At 59.7% G+C, this 23,739-nt stretch carries 25 protein-coding genes; 15 read left to right on the forward strand and 10 right to left on the reverse strand.

Features of this window, described 5'->3' with window-relative positions:
- Positions 1–50: 50 nt before the first annotated feature.
- Positions 51–845 carry a substrate-binding periplasmic protein gene (locus KGB25_RS11900; protein WP_223435035.1) on the reverse strand — a complete coding sequence of 265 codons (795 nt, stop codon included), beginning with the start codon at positions 843–845 and terminating at the stop codon, positions 51–53.
- A 93-nt stretch (positions 846–938) separates the two neighbouring features.
- Positions 939–1,565, reverse strand: a complete 627-nt coding sequence (locus KGB25_RS11905; RefSeq protein ID WP_008030281.1) for a TetR/AcrR family transcriptional regulator — start codon at positions 1,563–1,565, stop codon at positions 939–941.
- 175 nt (positions 1,566–1,740) lie between these two features.
- Here KGB25_RS11905 and KGB25_RS11910 point away from each other — a divergent pair, with 175 nt between their 5' ends.
- From KGB25_RS11910 to KGB25_RS11945, 8 genes are all read left to right on the forward strand, one after another.
- Positions 1,741–3,531: an acyclic terpene utilization AtuA family protein gene (locus KGB25_RS11910; RefSeq protein ID WP_223435036.1), complete on the forward strand. Its 1,791-nt coding sequence runs from the start codon at positions 1,741–1,743 to the stop codon at positions 3,529–3,531.
- A gap of 12 nt (positions 3,532–3,543) precedes the next feature.
- Positions 3,544–4,413, forward strand: a complete 870-nt coding sequence (locus KGB25_RS11915; RefSeq protein WP_008030284.1) for an SDR family oxidoreductase — start codon at positions 3,544–3,546, stop codon at positions 4,411–4,413.
- A gap of 3 nt (positions 4,414–4,416) precedes the next feature.
- Positions 4,417–6,033 carry a geranyl-CoA carboxylase subunit beta gene (gene atuC, locus KGB25_RS11920; RefSeq protein ID WP_008030286.1) on the forward strand — a complete coding sequence of 539 codons (1,617 nt, stop codon included), beginning with the start codon at positions 4,417–4,419 and terminating at the stop codon, positions 6,031–6,033.
- 24 nt (positions 6,034–6,057) lie between these two features.
- Positions 6,058–7,215, forward strand: coding sequence for a citronellyl-CoA dehydrogenase (gene atuD / locus KGB25_RS11925; protein WP_008044426.1), 1,158 nt, complete (start codon positions 6,058–6,060; stop codon positions 7,213–7,215).
- Positions 7,212–8,009 carry an enoyl-CoA hydratase/isomerase family protein gene (locus KGB25_RS11930; protein ID WP_223435037.1) on the forward strand — a complete coding sequence of 266 codons (798 nt, stop codon included), beginning with the start codon at positions 7,212–7,214 and terminating at the stop codon, positions 8,007–8,009. The genes atuD and KGB25_RS11930 overlap by 4 nt, the downstream gene beginning before the upstream one ends.
- Positions 8,010–8,126: 117 nt before the next feature.
- Entirely contained in the window at positions 8,127–10,088 is a 1,962-nt protein-coding gene (locus tag KGB25_RS11935) for an acetyl/propionyl/methylcrotonyl-CoA carboxylase subunit alpha (RefSeq protein ID WP_223435038.1), read from the forward strand.
- A gap of 71 nt (positions 10,089–10,159) precedes the next feature.
- Positions 10,160–10,702, forward strand: a complete 543-nt coding sequence (locus KGB25_RS11940) for an exonuclease domain-containing protein (protein WP_008030291.1) — start codon at positions 10,160–10,162, stop codon at positions 10,700–10,702.
- Between the two features lie 69 nt (positions 10,703–10,771).
- Entirely contained in the window at positions 10,772–11,056 is a 285-nt protein-coding gene (locus KGB25_RS11945; protein WP_008030293.1) for a pyrimidine/purine nucleoside phosphorylase, read from the forward strand.
- Between the two features lie 70 nt (positions 11,057–11,126).
- On the opposite strand, the gene KGB25_RS11950 is transcribed toward KGB25_RS11945, so the two are convergent.
- Both KGB25_RS11950 and KGB25_RS11955 read right to left on the reverse strand, forming a co-directional pair.
- The gene (locus tag KGB25_RS11950; protein WP_192227855.1) at positions 11,127–11,933 is read right to left on the reverse strand and encodes an MOSC domain-containing protein; all 807 of its coding nucleotides are present in this window, start codon (positions 11,931–11,933) and stop codon (positions 11,127–11,129) included.
- A 126-nt stretch (positions 11,934–12,059) separates the two neighbouring features.
- Positions 12,060–12,995: a chemotaxis protein CheV gene (locus tag KGB25_RS11955; protein WP_008044401.1), complete on the reverse strand. Its 936-nt coding sequence runs from the start codon at positions 12,993–12,995 to the stop codon at positions 12,060–12,062.
- A 463-nt stretch (positions 12,996–13,458) separates the two neighbouring features.
- Here KGB25_RS11955 and KGB25_RS11960 point away from each other — a divergent pair, with 463 nt between their 5' ends.
- The 3 genes from KGB25_RS11960 (at position 13,459) to KGB25_RS11970 (ending at position 15,824) form a co-directional block, all read left to right on the forward strand.
- A complete protein-coding gene (locus KGB25_RS11960; RefSeq protein WP_008030299.1) occupies positions 13,459–13,929 on the forward strand; it encodes a hypothetical protein in 471 nt (156 codons plus the stop codon).
- A gap of 345 nt (positions 13,930–14,274) precedes the next feature.
- Positions 14,275–15,168: a sensor histidine kinase gene (locus KGB25_RS11965; protein WP_008030303.1), complete on the forward strand. Its 894-nt coding sequence runs from the start codon at positions 14,275–14,277 to the stop codon at positions 15,166–15,168.
- On the forward strand, positions 15,165–15,824 hold the full coding sequence (locus KGB25_RS11970) for a response regulator transcription factor (RefSeq protein WP_032828800.1): 660 nt from the start codon (positions 15,165–15,167) through the stop codon (positions 15,822–15,824). Before KGB25_RS11965 ends, KGB25_RS11970 begins: the two co-directional genes overlap by 4 nt.
- Here KGB25_RS11970 and yegS read toward each other — a convergent pair.
- A complete protein-coding gene (yegS, locus tag KGB25_RS11975; protein ID WP_223435052.1) occupies positions 15,808–16,725 on the reverse strand; it encodes a lipid kinase YegS in 918 nt (305 codons plus the stop codon). The two genes, KGB25_RS11970 and yegS, sit on opposite strands and share 17 nt — an antisense overlap.
- Positions 16,726–16,953: 228 nt before the next feature.
- On the opposite strand from yegS, the gene KGB25_RS11980 reads away from it, so the two are divergent.
- The gene (locus KGB25_RS11980; protein ID WP_207285764.1) at positions 16,954–17,262 is read left to right on the forward strand and encodes a hypothetical protein; all 309 of its coding nucleotides are present in this window, start codon (positions 16,954–16,956) and stop codon (positions 17,260–17,262) included.
- A gap of 66 nt (positions 17,263–17,328) precedes the next feature.
- On the opposite strand, the gene glp is transcribed toward KGB25_RS11980, so the two are convergent.
- Positions 17,329–18,516, reverse strand: coding sequence for a gephyrin-like molybdotransferase Glp (gene glp, locus KGB25_RS11985; protein ID WP_223435039.1), 1,188 nt, complete (start codon positions 18,514–18,516; stop codon positions 17,329–17,331).
- Positions 18,517–18,538: 22 nt separating this feature from the next.
- Positions 18,539–19,078, reverse strand: a complete 540-nt coding sequence (moaB, locus tag KGB25_RS11990; protein ID WP_008030315.1) for a molybdenum cofactor biosynthesis protein B — start codon at positions 19,076–19,078, stop codon at positions 18,539–18,541.
- A gap of 81 nt (positions 19,079–19,159) precedes the next feature.
- Here moaB and mobA point away from each other — a divergent pair, with 81 nt between their 5' ends.
- Positions 19,160–19,762, forward strand: coding sequence for a molybdenum cofactor guanylyltransferase MobA (gene mobA, locus KGB25_RS11995; RefSeq protein ID WP_223435040.1), 603 nt, complete (start codon positions 19,160–19,162; stop codon positions 19,760–19,762).
- Between the two features lie 77 nt (positions 19,763–19,839).
- The gene (locus tag KGB25_RS12000; RefSeq protein ID WP_008030318.1) at positions 19,840–20,061 is read left to right on the forward strand and encodes a YgdI/YgdR family lipoprotein; all 222 of its coding nucleotides are present in this window, start codon (positions 19,840–19,842) and stop codon (positions 20,059–20,061) included.
- A gap of 70 nt (positions 20,062–20,131) precedes the next feature.
- On the opposite strand, the gene KGB25_RS12005 is transcribed toward KGB25_RS12000, so the two are convergent.
- From KGB25_RS12005 to KGB25_RS12015, 3 genes are all read right to left on the reverse strand, one after another.
- Positions 20,132–21,022, reverse strand: a complete 891-nt coding sequence (locus tag KGB25_RS12005; protein WP_223435041.1) for a pseudouridine synthase — start codon at positions 21,020–21,022, stop codon at positions 20,132–20,134.
- Between the two features lie 71 nt (positions 21,023–21,093).
- Entirely contained in the window at positions 21,094–21,414 is a 321-nt protein-coding gene (locus KGB25_RS12010) for a hypothetical protein (protein WP_008030323.1), read from the reverse strand.
- 165 nt (positions 21,415–21,579) lie between these two features.
- On the reverse strand, positions 21,580–21,816 hold the full coding sequence (locus KGB25_RS12015; protein WP_207285760.1) for a glutaredoxin family protein: 237 nt from the start codon (positions 21,814–21,816) through the stop codon (positions 21,580–21,582).
- 210 nt (positions 21,817–22,026) lie between these two features.
- On the opposite strand from KGB25_RS12015, the gene KGB25_RS12020 reads away from it, so the two are divergent.
- Complete coding sequence (locus KGB25_RS12020; protein WP_008044387.1) at positions 22,027–23,739, forward strand: cation:proton antiporter; 1,713 nt, start codon at positions 22,027–22,029, stop codon at positions 23,737–23,739.

Here is a 23,739-nt window from a genome sequence, read left to right on the forward strand (position 1 = left end):
TTTACGACGTATGGGCGCCTGCTACTTTCCAGGGGGTTGAAGCCTTATCGTCAATCCTGGGGAACTGGCACGATGGCGATCTTGTAAGGATCGAAAATCCTCAGCATCTGGCCGTTGTCCCGCAACCCTTGCAGCAACTTGCCGAAGGCAACGCCACTGATGGGCGCCGTCGGACGGAGAATGGCGTAATGGTGATAGACCTGATCGATGCGCTCGGACACCAGCAACTGATCGGCGACCTTCTCGTTACGCAGCAGGTAATCGCTCAGGTAGGAGCGCGTCACCAGGGCAATGTCGGCGCGCCCGCGCAGCACCATCAGCAGGTTGCTGTCATGGGAATAGGTCAGCGTGGCGTTGTAGTTTTGCGCGAGGACTTTGGGGTCGGCATTGAAGTTGGCGAATTCGTAGTGATAGCCGCTGAACAGCGCCAGACGCTTGCCGGCAAGATCGGCGAAATAGTTCTGCTGACGATTGGGTATCCGTTGCGCGACAAAAATCTCGGCATCTTCCAGGCCCATGTCGACGCTGACGTGGGGAATGTCCTTCCAGCCCCAGTTCGGGTTCTCGAAAATAGCCATGTCCACCCGGCTCTGCTTGAAGTCACCGAAGCGTCGCGGAATGGATGTCGGCACGAGCACAAACTGGTAGTCGGTTTGCAAGGCATTGAGCGCCTCCACCAATTGCGGCAGAAGCCCGGTGTCAGCACCGGATTCAGGGCGTACGGTGTACGGCGGAAAATGCGCGGCACCGACCCGCACCAGTTGCGCCGCCGGAGACGGTAATACCCAAAGCGCTGCAAGCGCCGCCAGAAAAAGCCGCGAGGCCGTCCGAATTGGCGAAGACATCAAAACAACCCACTCCCCAAAAAAGTACGCATCAATTCATTCAAGCTAGGCGGTTTCGGCCACTTAGCCAGTTTCCTGCGGCTCCGGGCAACACTATTGTTTTTCTTCGAGCACCAGAATCAACGCCTCATCGGCCAATTGATCGAGGTTCACGCTGCCATCCGGGCGATACCAGGTCGTGGTCCAGGACAGCGCACCGGTCAGAAAACGCCGGGTGATAAACACGTCCCCGCGAATGAATCCCGCGTCCTTGGCCTCCCCCAGCACCTGCAGCCAGAGGTCTTCATAGATGTCGCGCAACGCCAACACCTTCGCTTGCCCGTCCTCGGACAGCGAACGCCATTCGTACACCAACACCGCCATGGCCTCGCCGCTGCCGCCCATGATCGACTGCAACTCACAGCGAATCAGCGCCAGTACCCGTTCGCGCACGTTTTCAGCTTCGGCGATCGCCGCACGCATCAACGCGGTGTTGTAGCGAATGGTTTCCTCCATCACAGCCCGCAGGATCTCGTCCTTGCTTTTGAAGTGATGAAAAATGCTGCCCGACTGAATGCCCACCGCGCCGGCCAGATCACGCACCGTGGTGCGCTCGTAGCCTTTGTTGCGGAACAGGTGAGCCGCCACTTGCAGCAATTTGCCACGGGCGCTGTCCGGGTCGGTCAACTGGCCGTTGTCGACCAATTCGCGCATTACCCTCAGGGCTTTTTGCTCGTCCACCCGTTCTCTCCTACAGTCGTACTCACCGCTAAAACAGCGGGGTTGCGCGGGCAATTTAAGCTGACGAAGGCAACCAAGCAAGCGCTCGGGCAGAAGATATTTAAGTCGTTTACAAACCAAGCGCTTGCTTGGTAGTCTCGATACACGTCTGAGGGAGGTGGCTATGGAAAGGGCTGTGCCTGAAACTGTTCGCATCGGTTGCGCCAGCGCCTTCTGGGGCGACACCTCGACCGCCGCCGCGCAACTGGTGGAAGGCGGACGCCTGGATTACCTGGTGTTCGATTATCTGGCCGAGATCACGATGTCGATCATGGCCGGTGCGCGGATGAAAGCCCCCCGGGCCGGCTACGCCAGCGACTTCATCGAAGTGCTCAGCCCGCTGCTCACGCAGCTCGCCGCACAGAACATCCGCGTCATCAGCAACGCCGGCGGCGTCAACCCGCAGGCCTGCGCCGCTGCCCTGCAAGCGGCCTGCGACAAGGCCGGCGTGGCGCTGAAAATCGCCGTGTTGCTGGGTGATGACCTGCAACCGCAGTTCAAACACCTGAGCACCCGCGGCCTTCGCGAAATGTTCAGCGGCGCGCCCTTGCCGCCGATGTGCGTCTCCACCAACGCCTACCTCGGCGCGCCAGGCATCGTCGAAGCCTTGCGCCTGGGCGCGGACATCGTCATTACCGGGCGCGTGGTCGACAGCGCCGTGGTCAGCGCTGCACTGGTGCATGAATTCGGCTGGTCCTGGCACGACTACGACAAACTCGCGCAAGCCGCACTCGCCGGTCACATCATCGAATGCGGCGCCCAGTGCACCGGCGGCAACTTCACCGATTGGCGCGACGCGCCCGACTACGAACACATCGGTTTCCCCATCGTCGAAGTCAGCGCCGACAGCCAGTTCATCGTCAGCAAACCCGAAGGCTCCGGCGGTCTCGTCACGCCACTCACGGTCGGCGAGCAGATGCTCTATGAAATCGGCGACCCGCAGGCCTATCTGCTGCCCGATGTGATTTGCGATTTCACCCAGGTCAAACTTCAGCAACAAGGCAAGAACGCAGTTCAGGTACACGGCGCCAAAGGCTTGCCGCCCACCGATCAGTACAAGGTCAGCGCGACGTATCCGGACGGTTTCCGCTGCACCGCCAGTTGCCTGATCGCCGGGATCGATGCGGTGGACAAGGCGCGGCGCGTCAGCGAAGCGATCATCAGCAAGACCTCGGAAATCTTCAGCCAGCGCGGTTGGGCGCCCTACAGCGAAGTCAATATTGAACTGCTCGGCAGCGAGGCCACGTACGGTCCCCATGGCCAGCGTCGCGACAGCCGCGAAGTGGTGATCAAACTCGCCGTGCGCCATCCGGACAAACAGGCGCTGATCGTGTTCTCCCGGGAAATCGCCCAGGCCGCCACCGGCATGGCGCCGGGGTTGACCGGCATCGTCGGCGGACGGCCGACGGTGTATCCGCTGATCCGGCTGTTCTCGTTCCTCATCGACAAATCCGCCTGCACGCTGGACATTGATCTCAATGGTCAACGTCATCCGTGCGCCCTGCCCGCCCTCGACGCGCTCACCACCGCGGACCTGCCGGTGCCGTACGACCCACCGAAACCCACCGGTCGCGCCGATGCCAGCGTGGCGCTGATCAAGCTCGCGGTCGCACGCTCGGGTGACAAGGGCAATCACAGCAACATCGGCGTCATGGCACGCGAGCCGGAGTACCTGCCGTGGATCGCCGAAGCCCTTACCCCGGAAGTGATGGTCGACTGGATGAGCCATGTGCTCGACCCGATTCACGGGCGCGTCGAGCGCTGGTACCTGCCCGCGACCCACAGCCTGAATTTCTTGCTGGAAAACGCCCTTGGCGGTGGTGGCGTGGCCAGTCTGCGGATCGATCCGCAAGGTAAAGCCTTCGCCCAACAACTGCTGGACATCCAGATTCCGGTGCCGCAGCGCATCGCCGACCAGGTCAACTAGAGGACTGCCGCCGTGGCCTACGATTCGATTTTCAAAGCTGATCTGTTTGCCGGCCAAAACATCATCGTCACCGGTGGCGGCAGCGGCATTGGTCGCTGCACCGCCCATGAACTGGCGGCCCTCGGCGCCCATGTGCTGTTGATCGGGCGCAATGCCGACAAACTGAAATCCGTGGTTGCCGAGATTACCGAGGATGGCGGCAAGGCCGATTGGCAGACCTGCGATATTCGCGACGAAGAAGCGGTCAAGCATCTGGTCAGCGAACTGATCCGCAAGCACGGTCCGATCCACGGACTGGTCAACAATGCCGGCGGCCAATTCCCCTCACCACTGGCCTCGATCAACCAGAAGGGTTTCGAAACGGTGATGCGCACCAACCTGGTGGGCGGTTTCCTGATGGCGCGCGAAGTCTTCAACCAGTCCATGAGCCAACACGGCGGCGCCATCGTCAACATGCTCGCCGACATGTGGAACGGCATGCCCGGCATGGGCCACTCGGGCGCGGCGCGCTCAGGCATGGACAACCTGACCAAGACCGCTGCGTTCGAATGGGGTTACGCCGGGGTGCGGGTCAATGCAGTGGCGCCGGGCTGGATCGCCTCCAGCGGCATGGACACTTACGAAGGTGCGTTCAAAGCGGTGATTCCGACCTTGCGCGAGCACGTGCCGCTGAAACGCATCGGCACCGAATCGGAAGTCAGCGCCGCGATCGTCTTCCTGCTCAGTCCGGCCGCAGCGTTTGTCAGTGGCAGCACCTTGCGTATCGACGGCGCCGCCAGCCTTGGCGGTCGGGCGTGGCCGATCCACAAGGCCAAGATCAGTGAGTCGTACAACGGGTTCCACCGCGCGTATTTGCCGGACGTGCTCAAGGACAAGGAATAAGTCATGCCGGTGATTCAGTCGCAAGTCGACCCGTTCAGCGAACAGTTTGCCCAGAACCGTGCAGCGATGCTGGCCGGGATAGAGCAAGTCCGTCAGCTCGAACAGAACCTGCTGAACAAAGCGGCCGAAGCCAAGCCCAGGTTCGACAAGCGCGGGCAATTGCTGCCCCGCGAACGCCTCAATCTTCTGCTCGACCCCGGTGCACCGTTCCTCGAACTGGCGAGCCTGGCCGGCTACAAATTGCATGACGACAAGGACGGCAGCTCAGCCGGCGGCGGTTTGATCGCCGGGATCGGTTACGTGTCCGGCGTGCGGGTTCTGGTCGTGGCGAACAACAGCGCGATCAAGGGCGGGACGATTTCCCCCAGCGGTTTGAAAAAGTCCCTGCGTCTGCAACAGATCGCCATGGAGAACAAACTGCCGGTGATCACCCTCGCCGAAAGCGGTGGCGCCAACCTCAATTACGCAGCGGAGATTTTCGTCGAAGGCGCGCGCAGTTTTGCCAATCAGGCGCGGATGTCGGCCATGGGGTTGCCGCAGATCACCGTGGTCCACGGTTCGGCCACGGCGGGCGGTGCTTATCAGCCAGGGCTCTCGGATTACACGGTAGTGGTGCGTGGCAAAGCCAAACTGTTTCTCGCCGGCCCGCCATTGCTGAAAGCCGCGACCGGAGAAGTGGCGACCGACGAAGAACTGGGCGGTGCCGAGATGCACGCGCAAACCGCCGGCACCGCTGAATACCTGGCCGAGAACGATGCCGATGGCGTGCGCCTGGTGCGCGAGATTGTCAGCCTGTTGTCATGGAACGAGCAGTTGCAATGGTTGCCCGAACGGCAGTGGAAAGAACCTCTCTACCCTATCGACGAGCTGCTGGGACTGATCCCGGACGATCCGAAAAAGCCCTACGACGTGCGCGAAATCATTGCGCGGATTGCCGACGGTTCGAACTTCCTTGAGTTCAAGGGTGAGTTCGATCAGCAAACCATTTGCGGCCATTTGCACATTCAGGGGCGCGCCTGCGGATTCATTGGCAACAACGGCCCGATCACCCCCAAAGGGGCGAGTAAAGCCGCGCAATTCATCCAGCTCTGCGATCAGAGCCAGACGCCGCTGCTGTTCTTTCACAACACCACCGGGTTCATGGTCGGCACCGAGTCGGAACAGCAAGGCGTGATCAAGCACGGCGCGAAGATGATTCAGGCGGTGGCCAACGCCCGCGTACCGAAACTGACCATCGTCGTCGGCGGTTCCTATGGTGCCGGTAACTACGCCATGTGCGGTCGCGGCCTCGACCCGCGCTTTATCTTCGCCTGGCCCAACAGCCGCACGGCGGTGATGGGCGGCGCGCAGGCCGGCAAGGTGCTGCGCATCGTCACCGAAGCCAAACAACTCAAGGACGGCCTGGTGCCCGACCCGAAAATGCTCGACATGCTGGAGCAGGTCACCGCACAGAAACTCGACAGCCAGTCCACCGCGCTTTATGGCAGCGCCAGTCTGTGGGACGACGGGCTCATCGATCCGCGGGACACCCGGACCCTGCTCGGTTACTTGCTGGACATCTGTCATGAGGCCGATGTGCGGCCGCTGCAAACCAACAGTTTTGGCGTAGCCCGGTTCTGAACCGGCCAGAGGAGAACAATAAAAATGATCTTCACCCAGGAACACGAAGCACTGCGCCGCACCGTTCGCCAATTCGTCGAAAACGAGATCAACCCGCACGTCGAGGCATGGGAAAAGGCCGGGCGCTTTCCCATCCACGAAATCTTCCGCAAGGCCGGTGACCTGGGCCTGCTGGGAATTTCCAAACCGGAAAAATTCGGCGGCATGGGGCTCGACTACAGCTATTCGATTGTCGCCGCCGAGGAGTTCGGCACCATTCATTGCGGCGGCATTCCGATGTCCATCGGTGTGCAGACCGACATGTGCACTCCAGCGCTGGCGCGCTTCGGTTCCGATGAACTGCGTGAAGAGTTTCTGCGCCCTGCCATTACCGGCGAACAGGTCGGTTGCATCGGCGTTTCCGAAGTCGGCGCCGGTTCCGACGTGGCCGGGTTGAAAACCACCGCCCGCAAGGACGGCGACGACTACGTGATCAACGGCAGCAAGATGTGGATCACCAACTCGCCAAGCGCCGATTTCATTTGTCTGCTGGCCAACACCTCGGACGACAAACCGCACATCAACAAGTCGCTGATCATGGTGCCGATGAACACGCCGGGGATCAGCCTCAGTTCGCATCTAGACAAGCTCGGCATGCGCAGCTCGGAAACCGCCCAGGTGTTTTTCGACAACGTGCGCGTGCCGCAACGCAACCGCATCGGCCATGAAGGCGCGGGCTTCATGATGCAAATGCTGCAGTTTCAGGAAGAACGCCTGTTCGGCGCGGCGAACATGATCAAGGGCCTGGAATACTGCATCGACAGCACCATCGAGTATTGCAAGGAACGTAAAACCTTCGGCAATGCGCTGATCGACAATCAGGTCATCCACTTTCGCCTCGCCGAACTGCAAACCGAAATCGAATGCCTGCGGGCGCTGGTCTATCAGGCCACCGAGCAGTACATCAAAGGTCAGGACGTCACGCGTCTGGCGTCGATGGCCAAACTCAAGGCCGGGCGACTGGGCCGCGAAGTCAGCGACAGTTGCCTGCAATATTGGGGCGGCATGGGCTTCATGTGGGACAACCCCGTGGCCCGCGCTTACCGCGATGTTCGGCTGGTGTCGATTGGCGGCGGCGCCGACGAAATCATGCTGGGGATCATCTGCAAACTCATGGGCATCCTGCCGGGGAAAAAGAAATGAGCACCCTGCCGGATTGCCAGACGTTATTGCTCGAACCGCATAACGGTGTGCTGCACATCACCCTCAACCGCCCGGAAAGCCGCAACGCCATGAGCCTGCAAATGGTCGCCGAACTGCGCGCGGTGCTGTTGGCCGTGCGCGATAACCGTGCGATTCGGGCCTTGGTGATCGGCGGTGCCGGTGGACATTTCTGTGCCGGTGGCGACATCAAGGACATGGCCAACGCCCGTGCTCAAGGCGCGAACGCCTACCGTGATCTGAACCGTGCGTTCGGCGCGCTGCTGCAAGAGGTGCAACACGCGCCGCAAGTGGTGATCACCGTGTTGCAAGGCGCAGTGCTTGGCGGCGGTTTGGGTCTGGCCTGCGTCAGCGATGTCGCCCTGGCGGATCATCAGGCGCAATTCGGGCTGCCGGAAACCAGCCTCGGCGTGCTGCCCGCGCAGATCGCGCCGTTTGTGGTCCAGCGCATCGGTTTGACTCAGGCCAGGCGCCTGGCGCTGACGGCGGCGCGGTTCGATGGCAACCAGGCGCGGCGCATGGGGCTGGTGCATTTTGTCGAGCATGACGCGCAAGCCTTGGCCGAGCGTCTCGGTGAAATTCTGGCGCACTTACTGTGCTGCGCGCCGGGGGCCAATGCGACGACCAAAAAACTGTTGCTGGCGAGTGCCGGGCAACCGTCGGATGCGTTGCTGGATGAAGCGGCCGAGTGGTTCAGCGAAGCGGTGATCGGAGCGGAAGGAGTCGAGGGCACGATGGCCTTCGTGCAGAAGCGTAAACCGGGGTGGGCGCCTTAAAAGCATCGCCAGCAAGCTGGCTCCTACACGGTCTAGTGAACGACACAAATCCCTGTAGGAGCCGGCTTGCCGGCGATGAGGCCATCACTTTCACCGCAAAAACCAAGGGAATAAACCATGCCCGCCCTGAAAAAAATCCTGATCGCCAACCGCGGTGAAATCGCCTGCCGCATCCAGCGCACGGCCCAATCCTTGGGCTACCGCACCGTCGCTGTGTTCAGCGACGCAGATGCGGATGCCTTGCACGTACAAATCGCCGACGAAGCCGTCAACATCGGCCCGGCCCCGGTCCAGCAGTCGTACCTGAACATCCCGGCCATCCTCGACGCCGCCCGCCGCACCGGTGCCGATTCGATCCACCCCGGCTACGGCTTCCTCTCGGAAAATGCCGAATTCGCCCGCGCCTGCCAGCACGCCGGCCTCACTTTCATCGGCCCCAGCCCCGAAGCCATCGAACTGATGGGCAGCAAACGCCTGTCGAAACTCGCCATGCTCGACGCCGGTGTGCCCTGCATCAAAGGCTATCAAGGCACCGGGCAGGACGATGCGAGCCTGAGCCGCGAAGCCGAACGCATCGGCTTTCCGCTGATGATCAAGGCCAGTGCCGGCGGTGGCGGGCGCGGCATGCGCCTGGTGCAAGATGCAGGGGATTTGCTCGCACAGATTCGCACCGCGCGCTCCGAGGCATTGAACGGATTTGGCAGCGACGAACTGATCCTCGAACAAGCGCTGATCGATCCGCGTCACGTTGAGGTTCAGCTGTTCGGCGACCAACACGGCAACCTGATCTACCTCGGCGAACGCGACTGTTCGATCCAGCGCCGCCATCAGAAAGTCATCGAAGAAGCGCCCTGCCCGGTCATGACCGCCGAACTGCGCCAGGCCATGGGGGAAGCGGCGCTCAAGGCCGGTCGCGCGGTGAACTATGTGGGCGCTGGCACTGTGGAGTTTCTGCTGGACGCGCACGGGCAGTTCTACTTTCTGGAAATGAACACGCGGTTGCAGGTGGAACACCCGGTGACTGAATTGATCACCGGCCTCGATCTGGTGGCCTGGCAGTTGCACGTCGCCGAAGGGCTACCGCTGCCATTGCGCCAGGAACAGGTGCAACTCAACGGCCACGCCATGGAAGTGCGGCTATATGCCGAAGACCCGACCCAAGGGTTCCTCCCGCAGACCGGGCGCATCACCACCTGGGAACCGGCCTTGCAGAGTGGAGCGCGGATCGACCATGGGTTGATCGAAGGTCAACACGTCAGCCCGTTCTATGACCCGATGCTGGGCAAGATCATCGCCCACGGCGCTACCCGTGAAGAAGCCCGGCGCAAGTTGCTGCGCGCGGTGCAAGACAGTGTGCTGCTGGGCTTGCCGAGCAATCAGCGCTTGCTTGCCAGCCTGCTGGAACATCCACGCTTCATCAGTGGCGAGTTCAGCACCGGGTTCATCCCGACGCATTTCGCCGACCATCCTTGTTTGCATCCGCATAACCCGAGTGCTGAAGAACTGGCGATTGCGGCGGCGCTGTTTTATCAGGCTTCGGCGCAGGCTCATCCCGCCGCGCTGGCCGGCTGGCGCAACAACGCCAGTGTGCCGCTGCACTATCGCATCGGCCTGGAGGATCGGGACTGGCCGGTGCAGTTGAACGCGGTACCAGGTGAACCGTACCGGATTGAAGTCGCCGCACAGGCCTTCGAACTGAACGTCATCCAGTGCGACGGACGCTGGGCCACCCTGGACATCAACGGCATCCGCCAGCGTCATGCGTATCGTCTGGAGGCCGGACAACTCTGGCTGTTCACCCGCCCCGGCAGCCTGCGCCTGGAGGATCGCACGCAAGCGCTGGTCAGCGGCCAGACCAGCGTCAGCTCCGGCACGCTCAAGGCGCCGATGGACGGCGCGATCGTCGACGTGCTGGTCGCACAAGGCAGCCCGGTCAGTAAAGGCCAACTGCTGGTGGTGCTGGAAGCAATGAAAATGGAGCATCCGCTCAAGTCCGGCATCGACGGCGTGCTCAAACGCTTGCAGGTCAAGGTCGGCGATCAGGTAAAAAATCGTCAGATTTTGTTGGAGGTCGAATAAGCCGCTAGGCGGATCCGTCGGGTTTGGCTACGCTCAAGCCCTATCAGGATGCGGATACCGGGAACCCTTCAATGCCTCACTGGCTGGTGATCGATCTGGAAGCCACCACCGATGAAGGTGGCTGGCCAGTTACGGAAATGGAAATCATCGAAATCGGCGCCACGCTGGTGGACCGCCAAGGGCGTGAGCAGGACCATTTCCAGCGCTTCGTGCGACCGCTGCGACGGCCCCTGCTCACGCCGTTTTGTCGCGAGTTGACCCGCATCACCCAGGCGAATATCGACAGCGCACAGGCGCTGACCGAGGTCTGGCCGGTCTTCGAGCGCTGGCTCGGCCAACATCATTCACGGCTGGAAGGCTGGGCCAGTTGGGGCGATTACGATCGCAGGCAACTGCTCCAGGAGTGGGAGCGCTTGCAACTCGACAGCCAACTGAGTCGCGTGCCGCACATGAACCTCAAGCAGCGCTTTGCCAAGGCCCGACGGCTGGAACGCCCGCTGGGACTCAACGGCGCCCTGCAACTGGCCGGCATGCAGTTCACCGGCCAGCAGCACCGGGCACTGGAAGATGCGCGCAATACAGCGCGTCTGTTACCGCTGATTCTCCCGCTCTAGAGAGGTGACGGCGCCAAGGGCCTTGTGCATACTGGCCGGCCCTTTTTAGCCCTTTTCGAGGAATCGCCCATGTTTAAAGTCAACGAGTACTTCGACGGCACCGTCAAGTCGATCGCCTTTGGCACCGCTGAAGGTCCGGCGACCATTGGCGTCATGGCTCCGGGCGAATACGAATTCGGCACCAGCCAGCGTGAAATCATGCACGTGGTGACCGGCGCCCTGACCGTCAAACTGCCAGACAGCACCAACTGGGAAACCTTCGCCGCCGGCAGCCAGTTCAACGTGCCAGCCAACAGCAAATTCCAGCTGAAAGTGGCCGTCGACACTGCTTACCTGTGCGAATACCGCGGCTAAAACCCCGGGTTTTCACAGCGCAAAAAAATGCCCGTGTCCTTGGACACGGGCATTTTTCATTCAGGGTCGCTTATTCCAGGATCGTGACCGGCATACCGACTTCGAGCTGGCCATTACCGTCATTGACCAGATTCTGGCCAAACATCGCACCGTCTTCCTGGGCACGATACTTCTGCAAGGTCGCGAGCGGTTCACGGTCATCGCTGCGTTCGCCGGTCTGCGGATCGATGGTGGTCAGAATGCAGCGCGAACACGGCTTGACCACACGAAACTCGACATCGCCGATACGAATACGCTTCCAGCCGTCCTCGGCATACGCCTCGCTGCCCTCGATCACCAGATTCGGTCGAAAACGCAGCATCTCCAACGAACGCCCGACTTTTTGTGACAGATCCTCAAGGGACGCCTGCCCGATCAGCAGCAACGGGAAGCCATCGGCGAAGGCCACCTGATCGTCGTCCTTGCCATAACCGGCCTGTGTGGTCCGAGCGCGATCAACCGGCACCTGCACCAGGCGAGTCGGCTTGCCAATGAATCTGCTGACCCAGGCCCCCGCCTCGTCACCGGCATCAGGCACACGCAAGGTGTCGCGCCAGATGGTCACGCCACGCAACTCAGCGTCGTTGGCAGGCAAGGCAATATCAATTGGCGTGTGGCCGGGAGCGCTGAGGGTCAAACCACCCTGGGCATTCCACAACGCCGACAGCTGGCTCATCTGCGCCACCGCACGCTGGGTCAGGAAGCGCCCGCTGGCCTCGTCCACCAGCATCCAGCGTCGATCCCCGTCCAGCCCCAGTTTGTCGAGACTGACCTGTTGCAGGATCTCGCCCTTGCCGGATTTCAACGGATAACGATAAAGCGCGCTCAGACGCAGCATGACCAGCTCCCTGGAGGACAAAAATGCCACCCTATACGAGCTTGATCGCCGAATCAAAGACTGCGAACTGGATTACCAACCCTGTGGGAGCGAGCAGGCTCGTTCCCACAGGAAACTGTATCGTGATCAGGCAGGCACTTCGTCGAGCATCAGGCGCTGACGCACCACATCGACCAGTTTGTCCGGCTGGAATTTGGAGAGGAAGTTGTCACAACCAACCTTCTTGACCATCGAGTCGTTGAAACTGCCGGACAACGAGGTGTGCAGAACCACGTAGAGGCCGCGCAGACGCGGATCGTTACGGATCTCGGTGGTCAGGCGATAGCCGTCCATTTCCGGCATCTCGGCGTCGGTGAAGATCATCAGCAATTTGTCGGTCATGTTCACGCCGGTATCCGCCCAGCCCTTGAGCATGTTCAGCGCTTTCAAGCCATCGCTGGCGATGTGCATCTTCACGCCCAACTGGCCGAGGGTGTCGCGCAACTGCGAGAGCGCCACGTTGGAGTCGTCCACCAGCAGCACTTCACGGCCACGGGCGCGCTCCAGTATTGGATCGTCGAGTTTGTCGCGGGACACCTTGGCGTTGTACGGAACGATTTCGGCGAGGACTTTCTCGACGTCGATAATCTCCACCAACTGATCATCGACCTTGCTGATGGCAGTCAGGTAATGCTGACGGCCGGCGCTGGTCGGCGGCGGCAGAATGGCTTCCCAGTTCATGTTGACGATGCGGTCCACACCGCCCACCAGGAAAGCCTGCACGGAGCGGTTATACTCGGTGACGATGATCGTGCTGGTAGGGCTCGGCACCAGCGGACGCATGCCGATGGCCTGGGACAGGTCGATCACCGGCAGCGTCTGGCCACGCAGGTTGACCACGCCGCAGACGAACGGATGGCGCTGGGGCATCAGGGTCAGTTTCGGCAGTTGCAGCACTTCCTGCACTTTGAAAACGTTGATCGCGAACAATTGCCGCCCAGCCAGGCGGAACATGAGAATTTCCAGGCGATTCTCACCCACCAGTTGCGTGCGTTGGTCTACCGTGTCGAGAATGCCGGCCATCAATGACTCCTGGTACTTGTTCTGATGAATTCACTAAAGAGGGTTATCGGCTGTTTTTTCAGGACCTTGACCCCGATGCAAAATGCCACGCTCAGGCATTGATGTCACATTAACATCATGCTTTACTGGCGCCATCACTTCATCTGCTTCACTCCCTGCGGCGCGACCCTGTTTCGTCCATTAGGTTCCCGTGCGTAAGGGATTCCCCTAGTAACAATCAGGCCCAACCTGATATTCGCAATATCCAATAGCCATTAATGTGACGCCATTCTCATTGCATGAACGGAGTCAGGCTTTTGTGTGCGATCGCAGGTCAGTGGCCATCCACCCTCTTGAACTCCTCCGCCTGCAGACAGCCCGGCTGGAGCGCGATCTCACGACGGCACGGCAACGCCATGGCGCAGATCATTCTCGCTGACACACACGACATTCCCTCACTTGACATGACGTTGTGGAGATAAGCATGCCGAACGACCGTAACGAGTGGGCCAAGCGGTTCCCGGAGTTTCTCGCCGAAGCTGAAACACTCCTGGCCAAATCCGAGGAGTGCCTGAGTCATTTGCAACTGATCAGCAATGACAAGGACGCCATCGAATGCATGCTCAGCACCCTGCTCAAGCTGGCCAACAAGGCCGATGCCCTCGCCCTGGTCGCCGTTTCGGAGTTTTCGCTGCACATTCATGGCCTGCTGAACCATGCCCAAAACCACGTCGACCTGCATGCTCAGGCGCTGGATGCGTTGAAAGACTGCTTCACATTGATGGCCTGGCAACTCGAACTGATCGATCAGACCACCGGCCAACTCAGCCTCGACGACAGTGAACAAACCTCATTGATCGAAGCCTTTGCCTACCAGGTCGGGCAAAACCAGTTTCAGCCACCGGTTAATTCCAAACCGTTCCGGCTCGTTTCCTTTACGGAGCGGCAGGCTTAATTTCACCCGATAATTACTCCGTGGTTTGTATTCATATTGCCAAGATGTCACTCTGTAACTTGATCACGCTCATGTCGCAATTGAATATTTCATGCCTGTCAACGACAGCCCGATACAAGTAACTATTCCCTTCCTGCCGATAAACTTTTCCATTGTGGAACTATCGTCCAAAACCTTTATTTCCTGACTCTATAGACATATATACCGAACGCGACCAACGGTATGTTAAGTGGTATTATGCCGACCATTAGTTGACGTCAATTAATGGCAGAGTGACTCAGACAGAGACCCGTCAGTCCATTAGACCGGTCTGCCCGCAGCGAACATCCATTGGCTCCATCCGTTATGTACGCCAGCCTCAAGTCAATCACCATGTGGCCCCCCTCCCGAGTAAACGCGCGTCGGTTCACGCTTTTGTTGTGTACCTGCTCGGCGCTCGGCAGCCTGCTGATCTATGGCCTGTCCACACGCTTGCCGTTAAGTCTGCTGCTGCTCAATATTGCAGCGCTGACGTGCGTCTGGGTGCAGCATCGCCTGTCGCGCAAGTCGATAAAGTTCGAGCCTCAAGAGCTCGCCGACCGTTTATTGAAGGTTCAGGAGAACGAACGCCACCGGCTCAGTCGTGAACTGCATGACGATATTGGCCAGTTATTGACCGCGGCAAAACTTCAAAGTGATTGGCTCAGACGCCGAATGCCCGAAGAACTGCAAGAGCAATGCGCGGCGCTCTGCGACACGCTGGAAGAAACCCTGACCAAAGTGCGTGACGTATCGGCCATCCTCAACCCCAGACAGTTGACCAGCCTGGGGCTGGAAGCCAGTCTGCGTGCACATTTGCTCAAGACACTGGGCAATACGACGGTGAACTGGAGCCTGGAATGCCATTCACGCTTGACCGGCATCCCCGAAGAAATGGCGGTGGCCGCCTTTCGAATCACCCAGGAAGCGGTGACCAACATACTGCGCCACGCCGAGGCGAAAAATCTGTTGGTCCGCCTGCAACGCCAGCCTCAAGGCTTGACGCTGTTGATCAGCGACGACGGCCTGGGTTTCGCGCCGGCGACGGATCCGGGTCGTGAGGGCCAGCGCGGAATGGCCGGAATGTCGGAACGTATCGATCAACTGGGCGGTACATTGACCGTCACCAGCGAACCGGGCAAAGGTACTCAAATCGAAGCTCTCTTCCCCTGGGCGCCACGTGCGCTCGAACGGGCCAGTACGAATAAGGTTATGCGTTGACTTGTAACTTACTTCTGGTGGATGACCACTCGCTTATCAGGGCTGGCGTGCGCGCTCTGGTGCTGGATATTCCCGGCTACGCCGTCATCGGCGAGGCCAATGACGGCTCGCAGCTGCTCGAAATGGTCGAGCATCTGTCCCCGGACATCGTGCTGCTGGATATTTCCATGAAGGAAACCGGTGGCCTTGAAGCCTTGCAGCGCCTCAAGCGCGTGCGCCCGCAAAGCAAGGTGCTGATTCTGTCGATGCACACCGACCCGGCGCTCATCATGCAGGCACTGGAATCCGGCGCCCACGGTTACCTGCTCAAGGACACCACGGCCACCGAACTCGAACATGCCCTGGAAGCCCTGCGCAACAACGAACGCTACCTGAGCCCGGCCATCGCCCATACGGTTATCAACCAGGCGCTAACCCGCAACCAGAAACATCAGCCGGAACCCGCGGACTCGCACAACCTGACCGCACGTCAGCTGGAAATCCTGCGGCTGATTGTTCGCGGAAAATCCACCCGGGAAATCGCCAATGGCCTGGGTTTGAGTATCAAGACGGTCGAAACCCACCGCTCGCAAATCATGAAGCGCTTGCAGATTTACGACGTGGCAGGCCTGGTGCTGTTCGCCGTGCGCGAGCAAATCATCAGTCTGGACGATTGATCATTGCCGGAACGCTCAGCAGCGGCGAGTCCTCGGGCAAATGTACCCGCAGTGCTGCCGGGCACGCCGAGAAACGCAAGCTGTCACCTTCCAGTGGTTCACCATCGAGATTGATGTAAAGACCTTCCGAGACCTTGATCTCGACCCATGGCAGACGGGCGCGCACAAACATGCTGTCGATACCGAAGCCGTCGGAGAGCAAACTTTTCAACGTACCCACCACTTCCTGCGGTGCAGGCAGAATACTGATATCCAGCAGACCGTCATCCGCCAGCGCCTGTGGGCACAGTACGTGACCACCGCCAGCCTGGCGGCCATTGCCGATGCCCAGTGCCAGCAGCTCGCCACTCCACTGAAAATCCGGGCCATGCAGCTCGCCATAGGCCGCATGCAACTCGCTGAAACGTGACAACCCCGTGAACAGGTAGGCCGCACCTCCAAGCACTTTCTTTAATTCCCCTGAGGTATTGGCCGTGACCTGACTGCCGAAGCCGCCCGTGGCCATATTCAGAAACACCTGCCCGCCGACCTCTCCCAGGTCGATGGCACACGGTTCAGTTTCCAGAAGATTCAAGGCTTGGGCGGGTTCCAGAGGCACACCGGCAGCGCGCGCGAAATCGTTGGCGGTTCCCAACGGCATCAGCACCAGACTGGCCTGCGTCGACTGTGCAGCCATGGCTTCGGCAATATCACGCAACGTTCCGTCACCGCCCCCAGCGATGATCTGCCTGTAGCCCGCCGCCAGAGCCTCATCCACCAGGCGTCGTGCGTCGCCGGCCTCCCAGGTCAATCGAACAGTCAACTCCCAACCTTGTGCGCGCCTGCCCTCGACCGCCGCACGAACCTCCTCGTTGAGCGCCTGCTTGCCATGCAGAATCAACAGTGCCTTGCGTTCGCTCATTGTGATCACCCCCATGTTTGCATTCCGTATGGGAGATGTTGACCGCGATGCGCACCATAAAAGTCGCAGGAAACCGAATTATTTCAAGGAGTCCGGGATTGAGGTCCTACAAGGCGGGATTTTTTCTTACAAAACCTGAGGAATCGGCTCAATTGACCCACCCGTTTGATTGGTACACCTTGGTGGCCGCGGTTTATCAGTCATCAGCAGGAATTACAGGGACGTACCATGCAAAGCCATGACATCAGGTTACCGGGCATCCCGGTTGCACCACTCGCGGAAAGACGGGCCAAACAGCAAGCCGAATTCAATAAAAGTACAAAACCCACTGGAGAAGCCGAAATGGAACCTCGCGTCGTCGAACTGGAAACTCACCTCGAATACATCCGACGAGACATGGATGAAGTCCGCAGTGACGTGAAATCGATCAAACACCGGCTTGCCTATTCAGCCGGTGGCACTGCCGTGGTGCTCGGCCTTCTGGGCTGGATCGCCAACAGTCGTTTCGACCAGGTCGTGGCACTCATCGCACATTAAGCGTCAGCCATCAACGCAAAACCCGGTTCGATCAACCGGGTTTGCGTGGCCAGCGTGAGGCAGATATCAGCCCAGAACTTCGCTCAGCGGGATGAAATACACGCTGTCACCTTCAATTAGCGTGTGATCCTCCAGCACTTCAACCAGACCATCGGCCCAGGCTGCGCTGCGCAGTACACCTGAACTCTGATTTTTGTAGATGATCGCCCGGCCGTTTTCCAGACGTCCACGCAAGTACTCGCGTCGACTGCCGGCTTTGGTCCAGTTAAACCCTGCCGGCACCTGAAATTTCAGCGGCTCAACCACTTTTACGCCTTGGCGGCGTAATAGATAGGGCCTTGCCAACAAGGCAAAGGTCACCAGGGTCGACGCCGGGTTACCGGGTAAACCAATGACCGGAACCCCACGGAAATGTCCGAAGGTCAGCGGTTTGCCCGGTTTGATAGCGAGTTTCCACAATGTCAGCTCGCCCTCCTCCCGTAAGGCAATGCCCAGAAAATCCGCCTCACCCACCGATACGCCACCGGTCGAGAGGATCAGATCGACGCTTGCCAAACTGGCAAGACGGGCACGAGTGGTCTCGAGGTCATCTGGAAGAATACCGGCGTCGATCACCTCACAACCCAATCGCTGCAACCAGCTGCAGAGCAACACACGATTGCTGTTGTAGATCTGGCCAGGTCCCAGCGGCTTACCCGGTTCAACCAATTCATCACCGGTGGACAAAACGGCGACGCGAACTTTGCGAATCACCTCAAGCTCTGCGCATCCCAGTGAAGCAGCCAGGCCCTGCTCAATTGGCCCAAGCCGTGTGCCGGCTGGCAGAATCAGTTCACCGAAGGTAGTTTCCTGGCCTTGTGGCCGGATGTTTTGTCCTGGCGCCAGGGCTTCGGTGAAACGGACTCGTTCATCCGCCTGGATTTCGGCGTTTTCCTGCATCTCTACGCAGTCGGCCCCAGCAGGAACCGGCGCACCGGTGAAGATTCGCGCACAGGTGCCGGGCGTCAAAGGCGGTGGAGCGTTGCCTGCAAAAATCTTCTGGCTGACCACCAACGGCTCTCCCGTCCAGTCGGCCGCGCGCAACGCATAACCATCCATTGCACTGTTGGGCCACGGAGGAAGATCAAGCGTCGAGATCAGGTCATCGGCCAGAACACGACCCTCAACCTGCGCCAGGGGCAAGCGCTCACGCTCACGAATCGGCGTGGCTTCAGCCATTTCCAGCAAGCGCGCCAGTGCGACTTCGACAGCCATCAGGCTGCCTGTCTTGCCTGGCTTACCCACGGGATTCACAGGGCTGCGCCTGTTTCAGATGAGGCACGAAATTGCATGGGCGGTGCCGCGAATCCAGTTGCTCAGCGAGAATACCGTCCCAACCGGTTCGCACAGCGTTGGTCGAGCCGGGCAAGCAGCAGACCAGCGTGCCATTGGCCAAACCGGCCAAGGCGCGGGACTGAACAGTGGAGGAGCCAATATCCGCCACCGATATCTGCCGGAAAAGCTCGCCAAATCCATCGACCTGCTTGTCCAGCAGGCAGCTCACCGCTTCGGGCGTGCTGTCGCGCCCGGTGAATCCCGTACCACCTGTGATCAGGACAACCTGCACCACATCGTCGGCAATCCAGTTGGCGACTTGCGCGCGGATTTTGTAGAGGTCATCTTTGAGCAGAACCCGAGAGGCCAGGTTATGGCCAGCAGCGATCAAGCGGTCAACGAAGACCTGGCCTGACGTGTCGGTTTCCAGAGTACGGGTATCGCTGACAGTCAGCACCGCGATGTTGAGCGGTGCGAAAGGTACATCAGCCTTGGCTTTCATAGGCTCGTCCAGTTGTAGGAGAAACAGCCCGGTGTTATATCACAGCGCCTCCTTTTTTCGCCGCCCCCATGGAGACCTGCCATGACCTCGAATACACATTTGCCACCCTGTTCCATTCTGCTCCTGGCAGGGGGGCGCGGCCAACGCATGGGCGGCCAGGACAAAGGGCTGATCGAGTGGCACGGCGAGCCACTGATCGCGCATTTGCATCGCAAGACCCGTCCGCTGAGCGATGACCTGATCATCTCCTGCAACAGGAACCTGGAAAAGTATGCGCCCTACGCCGACCTGTTGGTCCATGACGACGAAGGCGATTTCCCCGGTCCGTTGGCTGGCATGCGTGCAGGCCTGAAGGCCGCTCGTCATGCGTATCTGCTGGTATTGCCTTGTGACGTACCGCGCATCGATGCCGAGCTGCTCCACAGCATGCGCGAAACTGCCAGCGAGCATCCGGACAAACCGCTGATGCTGCGCCATGACGGACACTGGGAACCCTTGCTGTGCATCATTCCGCTTGCCCTGCGAGAAGCGTTCGAAAGTGCCTGGAATGACGGCGAACGCAGCCCGGGGCGCCTCATGCGCAAACTGGGCGCCACGGCGTTGCAGTGCCCCGACAACGATCCTCGCCTGGCCAACCTCAATACACCGGAACTGTTAAGTGCCCACAACACTGTGTCAGACTGACACGAGAATGAACTTGCGCGTGTCGCGAACGTCTCAAGCTCAGTTACCAAAAGAATTCATATTCGGAGACACACTAAATGACTCAACGGACCCTCGCCGCTTTCATGCTCGCACTCGGCCTCGCTACCCTTGCCGGTTGCGCATCGCCTGCAGTGATCACCTTGAATGATGGTCGCGAAATCCAGGCTGTCGACTCGCCAAAATACGATAAGGAATCGGGTTTCTACGAATTTGAACAGTTGGACGGCAAACAAACCCGCGTCAACAAGGATCAAGTTCGTACCGTCAAAGAGCTGTAATCTTTGCGGCACCAACCGGATACAGAAAAGCCCGCTTTATGCGGGCTTTTTCATGGCTGAAAAACAGCCATCACCATTGCAGGGTGATAGCGCTTTCGAAGTCTCTTTCCTCCCCCGTGACCGGGTCCACAAACCGAAGCCCTTGTGCGAGCAACTTCAACGGATTGGCATAGTCGTCTTCGACATCCTTGAGCACTTGCGGATAGAACGGGTCATTGCAGATGCTGGCCCCCAAAGCCGTCATGTGCACCCGCAACTGATGCTTCTTGCCTGTCACCGGGTAAAGCGCATATCGCCAGAGATCGCCGTTCTTCTCCCTGACCTCGACGGCCGTCTCGGTATTGCTGGCGCCCGGCCCCTCTTGCATACGAAAGAAAGGCTCGCCATCAACGAGCCGACTCTTGTGGACCAAGGGAAAGGTCAGTTCCGGCAATGCCCTGGCAATAGCCTCGTAGCGCTTTTCGATCTGCCGCGTTGGAAACAACGACTGATACGCGGAACGGCTCTGAGGATTGGCTGAAAACAGCACCAGCCCCGCCGTATGCCGATCAATGCGATGCAACGGCACCAGGTGCGGGTTATCCAGCCGACGGATCAACCGTCGAAGCAGCGTCTGCTCGACATATTCACCCGCTGGCGTCACAGGCAGGAAATGCGGCTTGTCAGCCACCACCAGGTGCTCGTCCGCGTACAGAATCGACTCGACCACAGGGATCGGCTTTTCGTCCGGCACTTCCCGAAAGTAGTGAATCCGCAGGCCTTCCTTGTAAGGAAGATCAAGGGCAATTGGCGCACCGTGCCCGTCGAGGACGCGACCACGGGCGATTCGGTCCAGCCATTGCTCGCGACCGATGGCACTGAAGTGCTCGCACAGGCATTCAAGTACGGTCTGCCACGGGCCGGCCGGCAAGTAGAGCGTACTGGCCTGACTGTGCGCAGCAGAAAAAGATGAAGTGGACATACGGAAGTTCTGACCCTCAATGCAGGGCGGCATTATCCAACAGAGGCCGGACCGAACCTAGCAGAGAATCCTCAGGCCGGAATCGACTGCGTGCGCGCCGCCGCTTCAGTGAACTCCTTGAGCCAGCGCAACACATCGACCGCCTCCCAGCGACCCGGATCGTAAAGTGCGTACAACAAGCCCTGATAGCCCACGACGTCCAGCTGCCGGTGATAACCCGCGCGCTGGAACAATGCTTCGATTTCAGCGAAACAGGTATTGAAATGCAGCTTGTTGAACGGTGTTTTTCCTTCCGTGACCAGGCCATCCAGACGCAACTCGTGGACGGCCTCACGCACTACGTCCACCGACATCCGGTTCACGCTGTTCTTCAACTGTTCGACATTGACCAAGATTCATCCCTCTGACTTCCGGGATCACCTGCCTGAATCCGCAATAAAGAGAACACGACAGGTGACCGGAATAACTGTATGCACATACAGTAACCGAATAACCTGCATTTCGCCAATGACCGAAACGAGAACAGCGACAGATGGGAATCGAGAAAAATGTCGAGGTCAGCGCAGGAACGCCACGACCTGGTCGGCACTGAATGGCCAACCCAGCTCAGCGCCGGTATCGACTCGCCGTAACACCGGAATGCGCAGGCTGTAGGCTTCGAACCATGATTCATCGTCAGCGATATCCACCAGCTCGACCAGCAGACCGTGCTCGACAAATTCCATCACTATGGCTTCGGCCACTTCGCAGAGATGGCACCCAAGGGTGCCGAAAAGCTGACATTCAGGAGGCATGAGCACACAACCCGGTAAAGTGAGCGTTTATTCTAGGCCCGCTATAAGAAGCAGTCGAGCCAATGACTCAGGCGCCTTGGCAACGACGCATTTCCAAAGTTTTCGGCAACTCCCTGACTCAAATCACTCAAGCGCAATGTCACTTGCGCGATGCTCGCGGCTTTTTTTGCCTCTACGCTTGAGTAACTCGCACCTTGACCGGAGTTTTTTGTGTTCGCCAACCTGTTGATCATCCTCGCCTCCTCTCTGGTGGTTATTGCACTGTTCCAGCGCCTGCGCCTGCCACCGGTGCTGGGCTATTTGTGCGTGGGGTTGATGATCGGGCCGACTGCGTTCAACTGGGTCAATGAAAGCGAGGAGTTGCCCGACCTCGCCGAGCTGGGCGTGGTGTTCCTGCTGTTCTCCCTCGGGCTGGAGTTTTCCCTGACGAAAATGCTCGCGTTGCGCCACGTGGTGTTTCGGCTGGGCGGCCTGCAAGTACTGGTCACCGCGACATTGCTTGGGGGGGTGCTGATGTTGCTCGGCATGTCGGTAACCCCTGCGCTGCTGCTCGGTGCCGGTCTGTCGCTGTCGTCCACCGCCATTGTCAGCAAGGAACTGGGCAGTCTCGGCGAGATTTTCAGCAGCCACGGCCAGAACGCCATTGCGGTGTTGCTGTTCCAGGACGTCGTGGCGGTGTTGCTGCTGACCCTGGTGCCTGTGTTCGCCGGGAACAGCGATCAGGCCTGGTACTGGGCGTTACCTGTGACGCTCGGCAAGACCGTTGTGCTGTTCGTCGGACTGTTGCTGACCAGTCGCTGGTTGCTGCCGCGGCTGTTCCATGAAGTGGCGGCGGCCCGCTCCGCCGAGCTGTTTGTGCTGCTGGCGCTGGTCATTGTGCTGCTGACCGCCTGGCTGACTCACCTGCTCGGACTCTCCCCTGCCCTGGGGGCATTTCTCGCCGGCATGCTGCTGGGGGAAAGTCATTACCGCCATCAAATCGAGGCCGATATCCGTCCGTTCCGCGACATTCTGCTCGGGGTATTTTTCGTCAGCATCGGCATGTTGATCGACCTGCAGTTGTTCGCCAGCCACGGCCTGCTGATCCTCGGCCTGACCATCGGCTTGCTGCTGATCAAAGGCTGCGTGGTCGCGCTGCTGGTCAAATGGCGCGGCAGCGATGTCGAGACCGCCTGGCGCAGCGGCCTGGCTTTGGCCCAAGGCGGCGAGTTCTGCTTCGCGTTGATGGCCCTGATGCAACAAAACAAAATGATGCCCGCCGACCTCGGCGGGCTGCTGCTGGCCGCGACTTTCTGCTCGATGCTGCTGACGCCACTGTTGCTGCGTTCGGCGCCCCGCATCGCAACGCGTCTGCACCGCAAGCCCAACGAAGAAGCCAAGCTCGACGAAATAAGCGCGCTGAACGCCGGACTGCACAGCCATGTGGTGATCTGTGGCTATGGTCGCGTCGGTCAGTCGATCGGGCGAGCGCTGCGCAATGCGCTGCAGCCCTATATCGCGCTGGACACCGATCCGGTGCGTGTCCAGGAAGCCGCCGTGGGTGAAACCTGTGTGCACTATGGCGACTCACGACGCGGTGAACTGCTGCTGGCGGTAGGACTGGCGCGCGCCAGGCTGCTGGTGATTGCCGTGGACCAGGCCGATATCGCGTTGCTGATTCTCCAGGAGGCGCGCCGATTAAACTCGACCGTTCCAATCCTGGTACGCACTCGGGACGACAGCCAACTGGCCGAGTTGAAAGCAGCCGGCGCCAGCGAAGTCGTGCCCGAATTGCTGGAGTCGAGCCTGATGCTCGCCTCCCATGCGTTGATCATGCTGGGTATACCCGCGCATCAGGTCCAAGAGCGAGCCGACCAGATACGGCATGACCGCTATCGCCTGCTGCACGGTTTTTATCCCGGTGCCGACGATGAAGAAACCTGA

The sequence above is a fragment of the Pseudomonas sp. BF-RE-21 genome (assembly GCF_019947305.1).
Lineage (GTDB): Bacteria > Pseudomonadota > Gammaproteobacteria > Pseudomonadales > Pseudomonadaceae > Aquipseudomonas > Aquipseudomonas migulae.

What these genes read in the sequence shown, in the direction of transcription:
- KGB25_RS12000 (WP_008030318.1), top strand. Translation starts at nt 19,840, where the DNA reads ATGACTCAACGGACCCTCGCCGCTTTCATGCTCGCACTCGGCCTCGCT.
- moaB (WP_008030315.1), bottom strand. Translation starts at nt 19,078, where the DNA reads ATGAAAGCCAAGGCTGATGTACCTTTCGCACCGCTCAACATCGCGGTG.
- KGB25_RS12015 (WP_207285760.1), bottom strand. Translation starts at nt 21,816, where the DNA reads ATGCCTCCTGAATGTCAGCTTTTCGGCACCCTTGGGTGCCATCTCTGC.
- KGB25_RS11945 (WP_008030293.1), top strand. Translation starts at nt 10,772, where the DNA reads ATGTTTAAAGTCAACGAGTACTTCGACGGCACCGTCAAGTCGATCGCC.
- KGB25_RS11980 (WP_207285764.1), top strand. Translation starts at nt 16,954, where the DNA reads ATGCAAAGCCATGACATCAGGTTACCGGGCATCCCGGTTGCACCACTC.
- KGB25_RS11930 (WP_223435037.1), top strand. Translation starts at nt 7,212, where the DNA reads ATGAGCACCCTGCCGGATTGCCAGACGTTATTGCTCGAACCGCATAAC.
- KGB25_RS11950 (WP_192227855.1), bottom strand. Translation starts at nt 11,933, where the DNA reads ATGCTGCGTCTGAGCGCGCTTTATCGTTATCCGTTGAAATCCGGCAAG.
- atuD (WP_008044426.1), top strand. Translation starts at nt 6,058, where the DNA reads ATGATCTTCACCCAGGAACACGAAGCACTGCGCCGCACCGTTCGCCAA.
- KGB25_RS11935 (WP_223435038.1), top strand. Translation starts at nt 8,127, where the DNA reads ATGCCCGCCCTGAAAAAAATCCTGATCGCCAACCGCGGTGAAATCGCC.
- KGB25_RS11965 (WP_008030303.1), top strand. Translation starts at nt 14,275, where the DNA reads ATGTACGCCAGCCTCAAGTCAATCACCATGTGGCCCCCCTCCCGAGTA.
- yegS (WP_223435052.1), bottom strand. Translation starts at nt 16,725, where the DNA reads ATGAGCGAACGCAAGGCACTGTTGATTCTGCATGGCAAGCAGGCGCTC.
- mobA (WP_223435040.1), top strand. Translation starts at nt 19,160, where the DNA reads ATGACCTCGAATACACATTTGCCACCCTGTTCCATTCTGCTCCTGGCA.
- glp (WP_223435039.1), bottom strand. Translation starts at nt 18,516, where the DNA reads ATGGCTGTCGAAGTCGCACTGGCGCGCTTGCTGGAAATGGCTGAAGCC.
- KGB25_RS12005 (WP_223435041.1), bottom strand. Translation starts at nt 21,022, where the DNA reads ATGTCCACTTCATCTTTTTCTGCTGCGCACAGTCAGGCCAGTACGCTC.
- KGB25_RS11900 (WP_223435035.1), bottom strand. Translation starts at nt 845, where the DNA reads ATGTCTTCGCCAATTCGGACGGCCTCGCGGCTTTTTCTGGCGGCGCTT.
- KGB25_RS11960 (WP_008030299.1), top strand. Translation starts at nt 13,459, where the DNA reads ATGCCGAACGACCGTAACGAGTGGGCCAAGCGGTTCCCGGAGTTTCTC.
- KGB25_RS11955 (WP_008044401.1), bottom strand. Translation starts at nt 12,995, where the DNA reads ATGGCCGGCATTCTCGACACGGTAGACCAACGCACGCAACTGGTGGGT.
- KGB25_RS11940 (WP_008030291.1), top strand. Translation starts at nt 10,160, where the DNA reads ATGCCTCACTGGCTGGTGATCGATCTGGAAGCCACCACCGATGAAGGT.
- atuC (WP_008030286.1), top strand. Translation starts at nt 4,417, where the DNA reads ATGCCGGTGATTCAGTCGCAAGTCGACCCGTTCAGCGAACAGTTTGCC.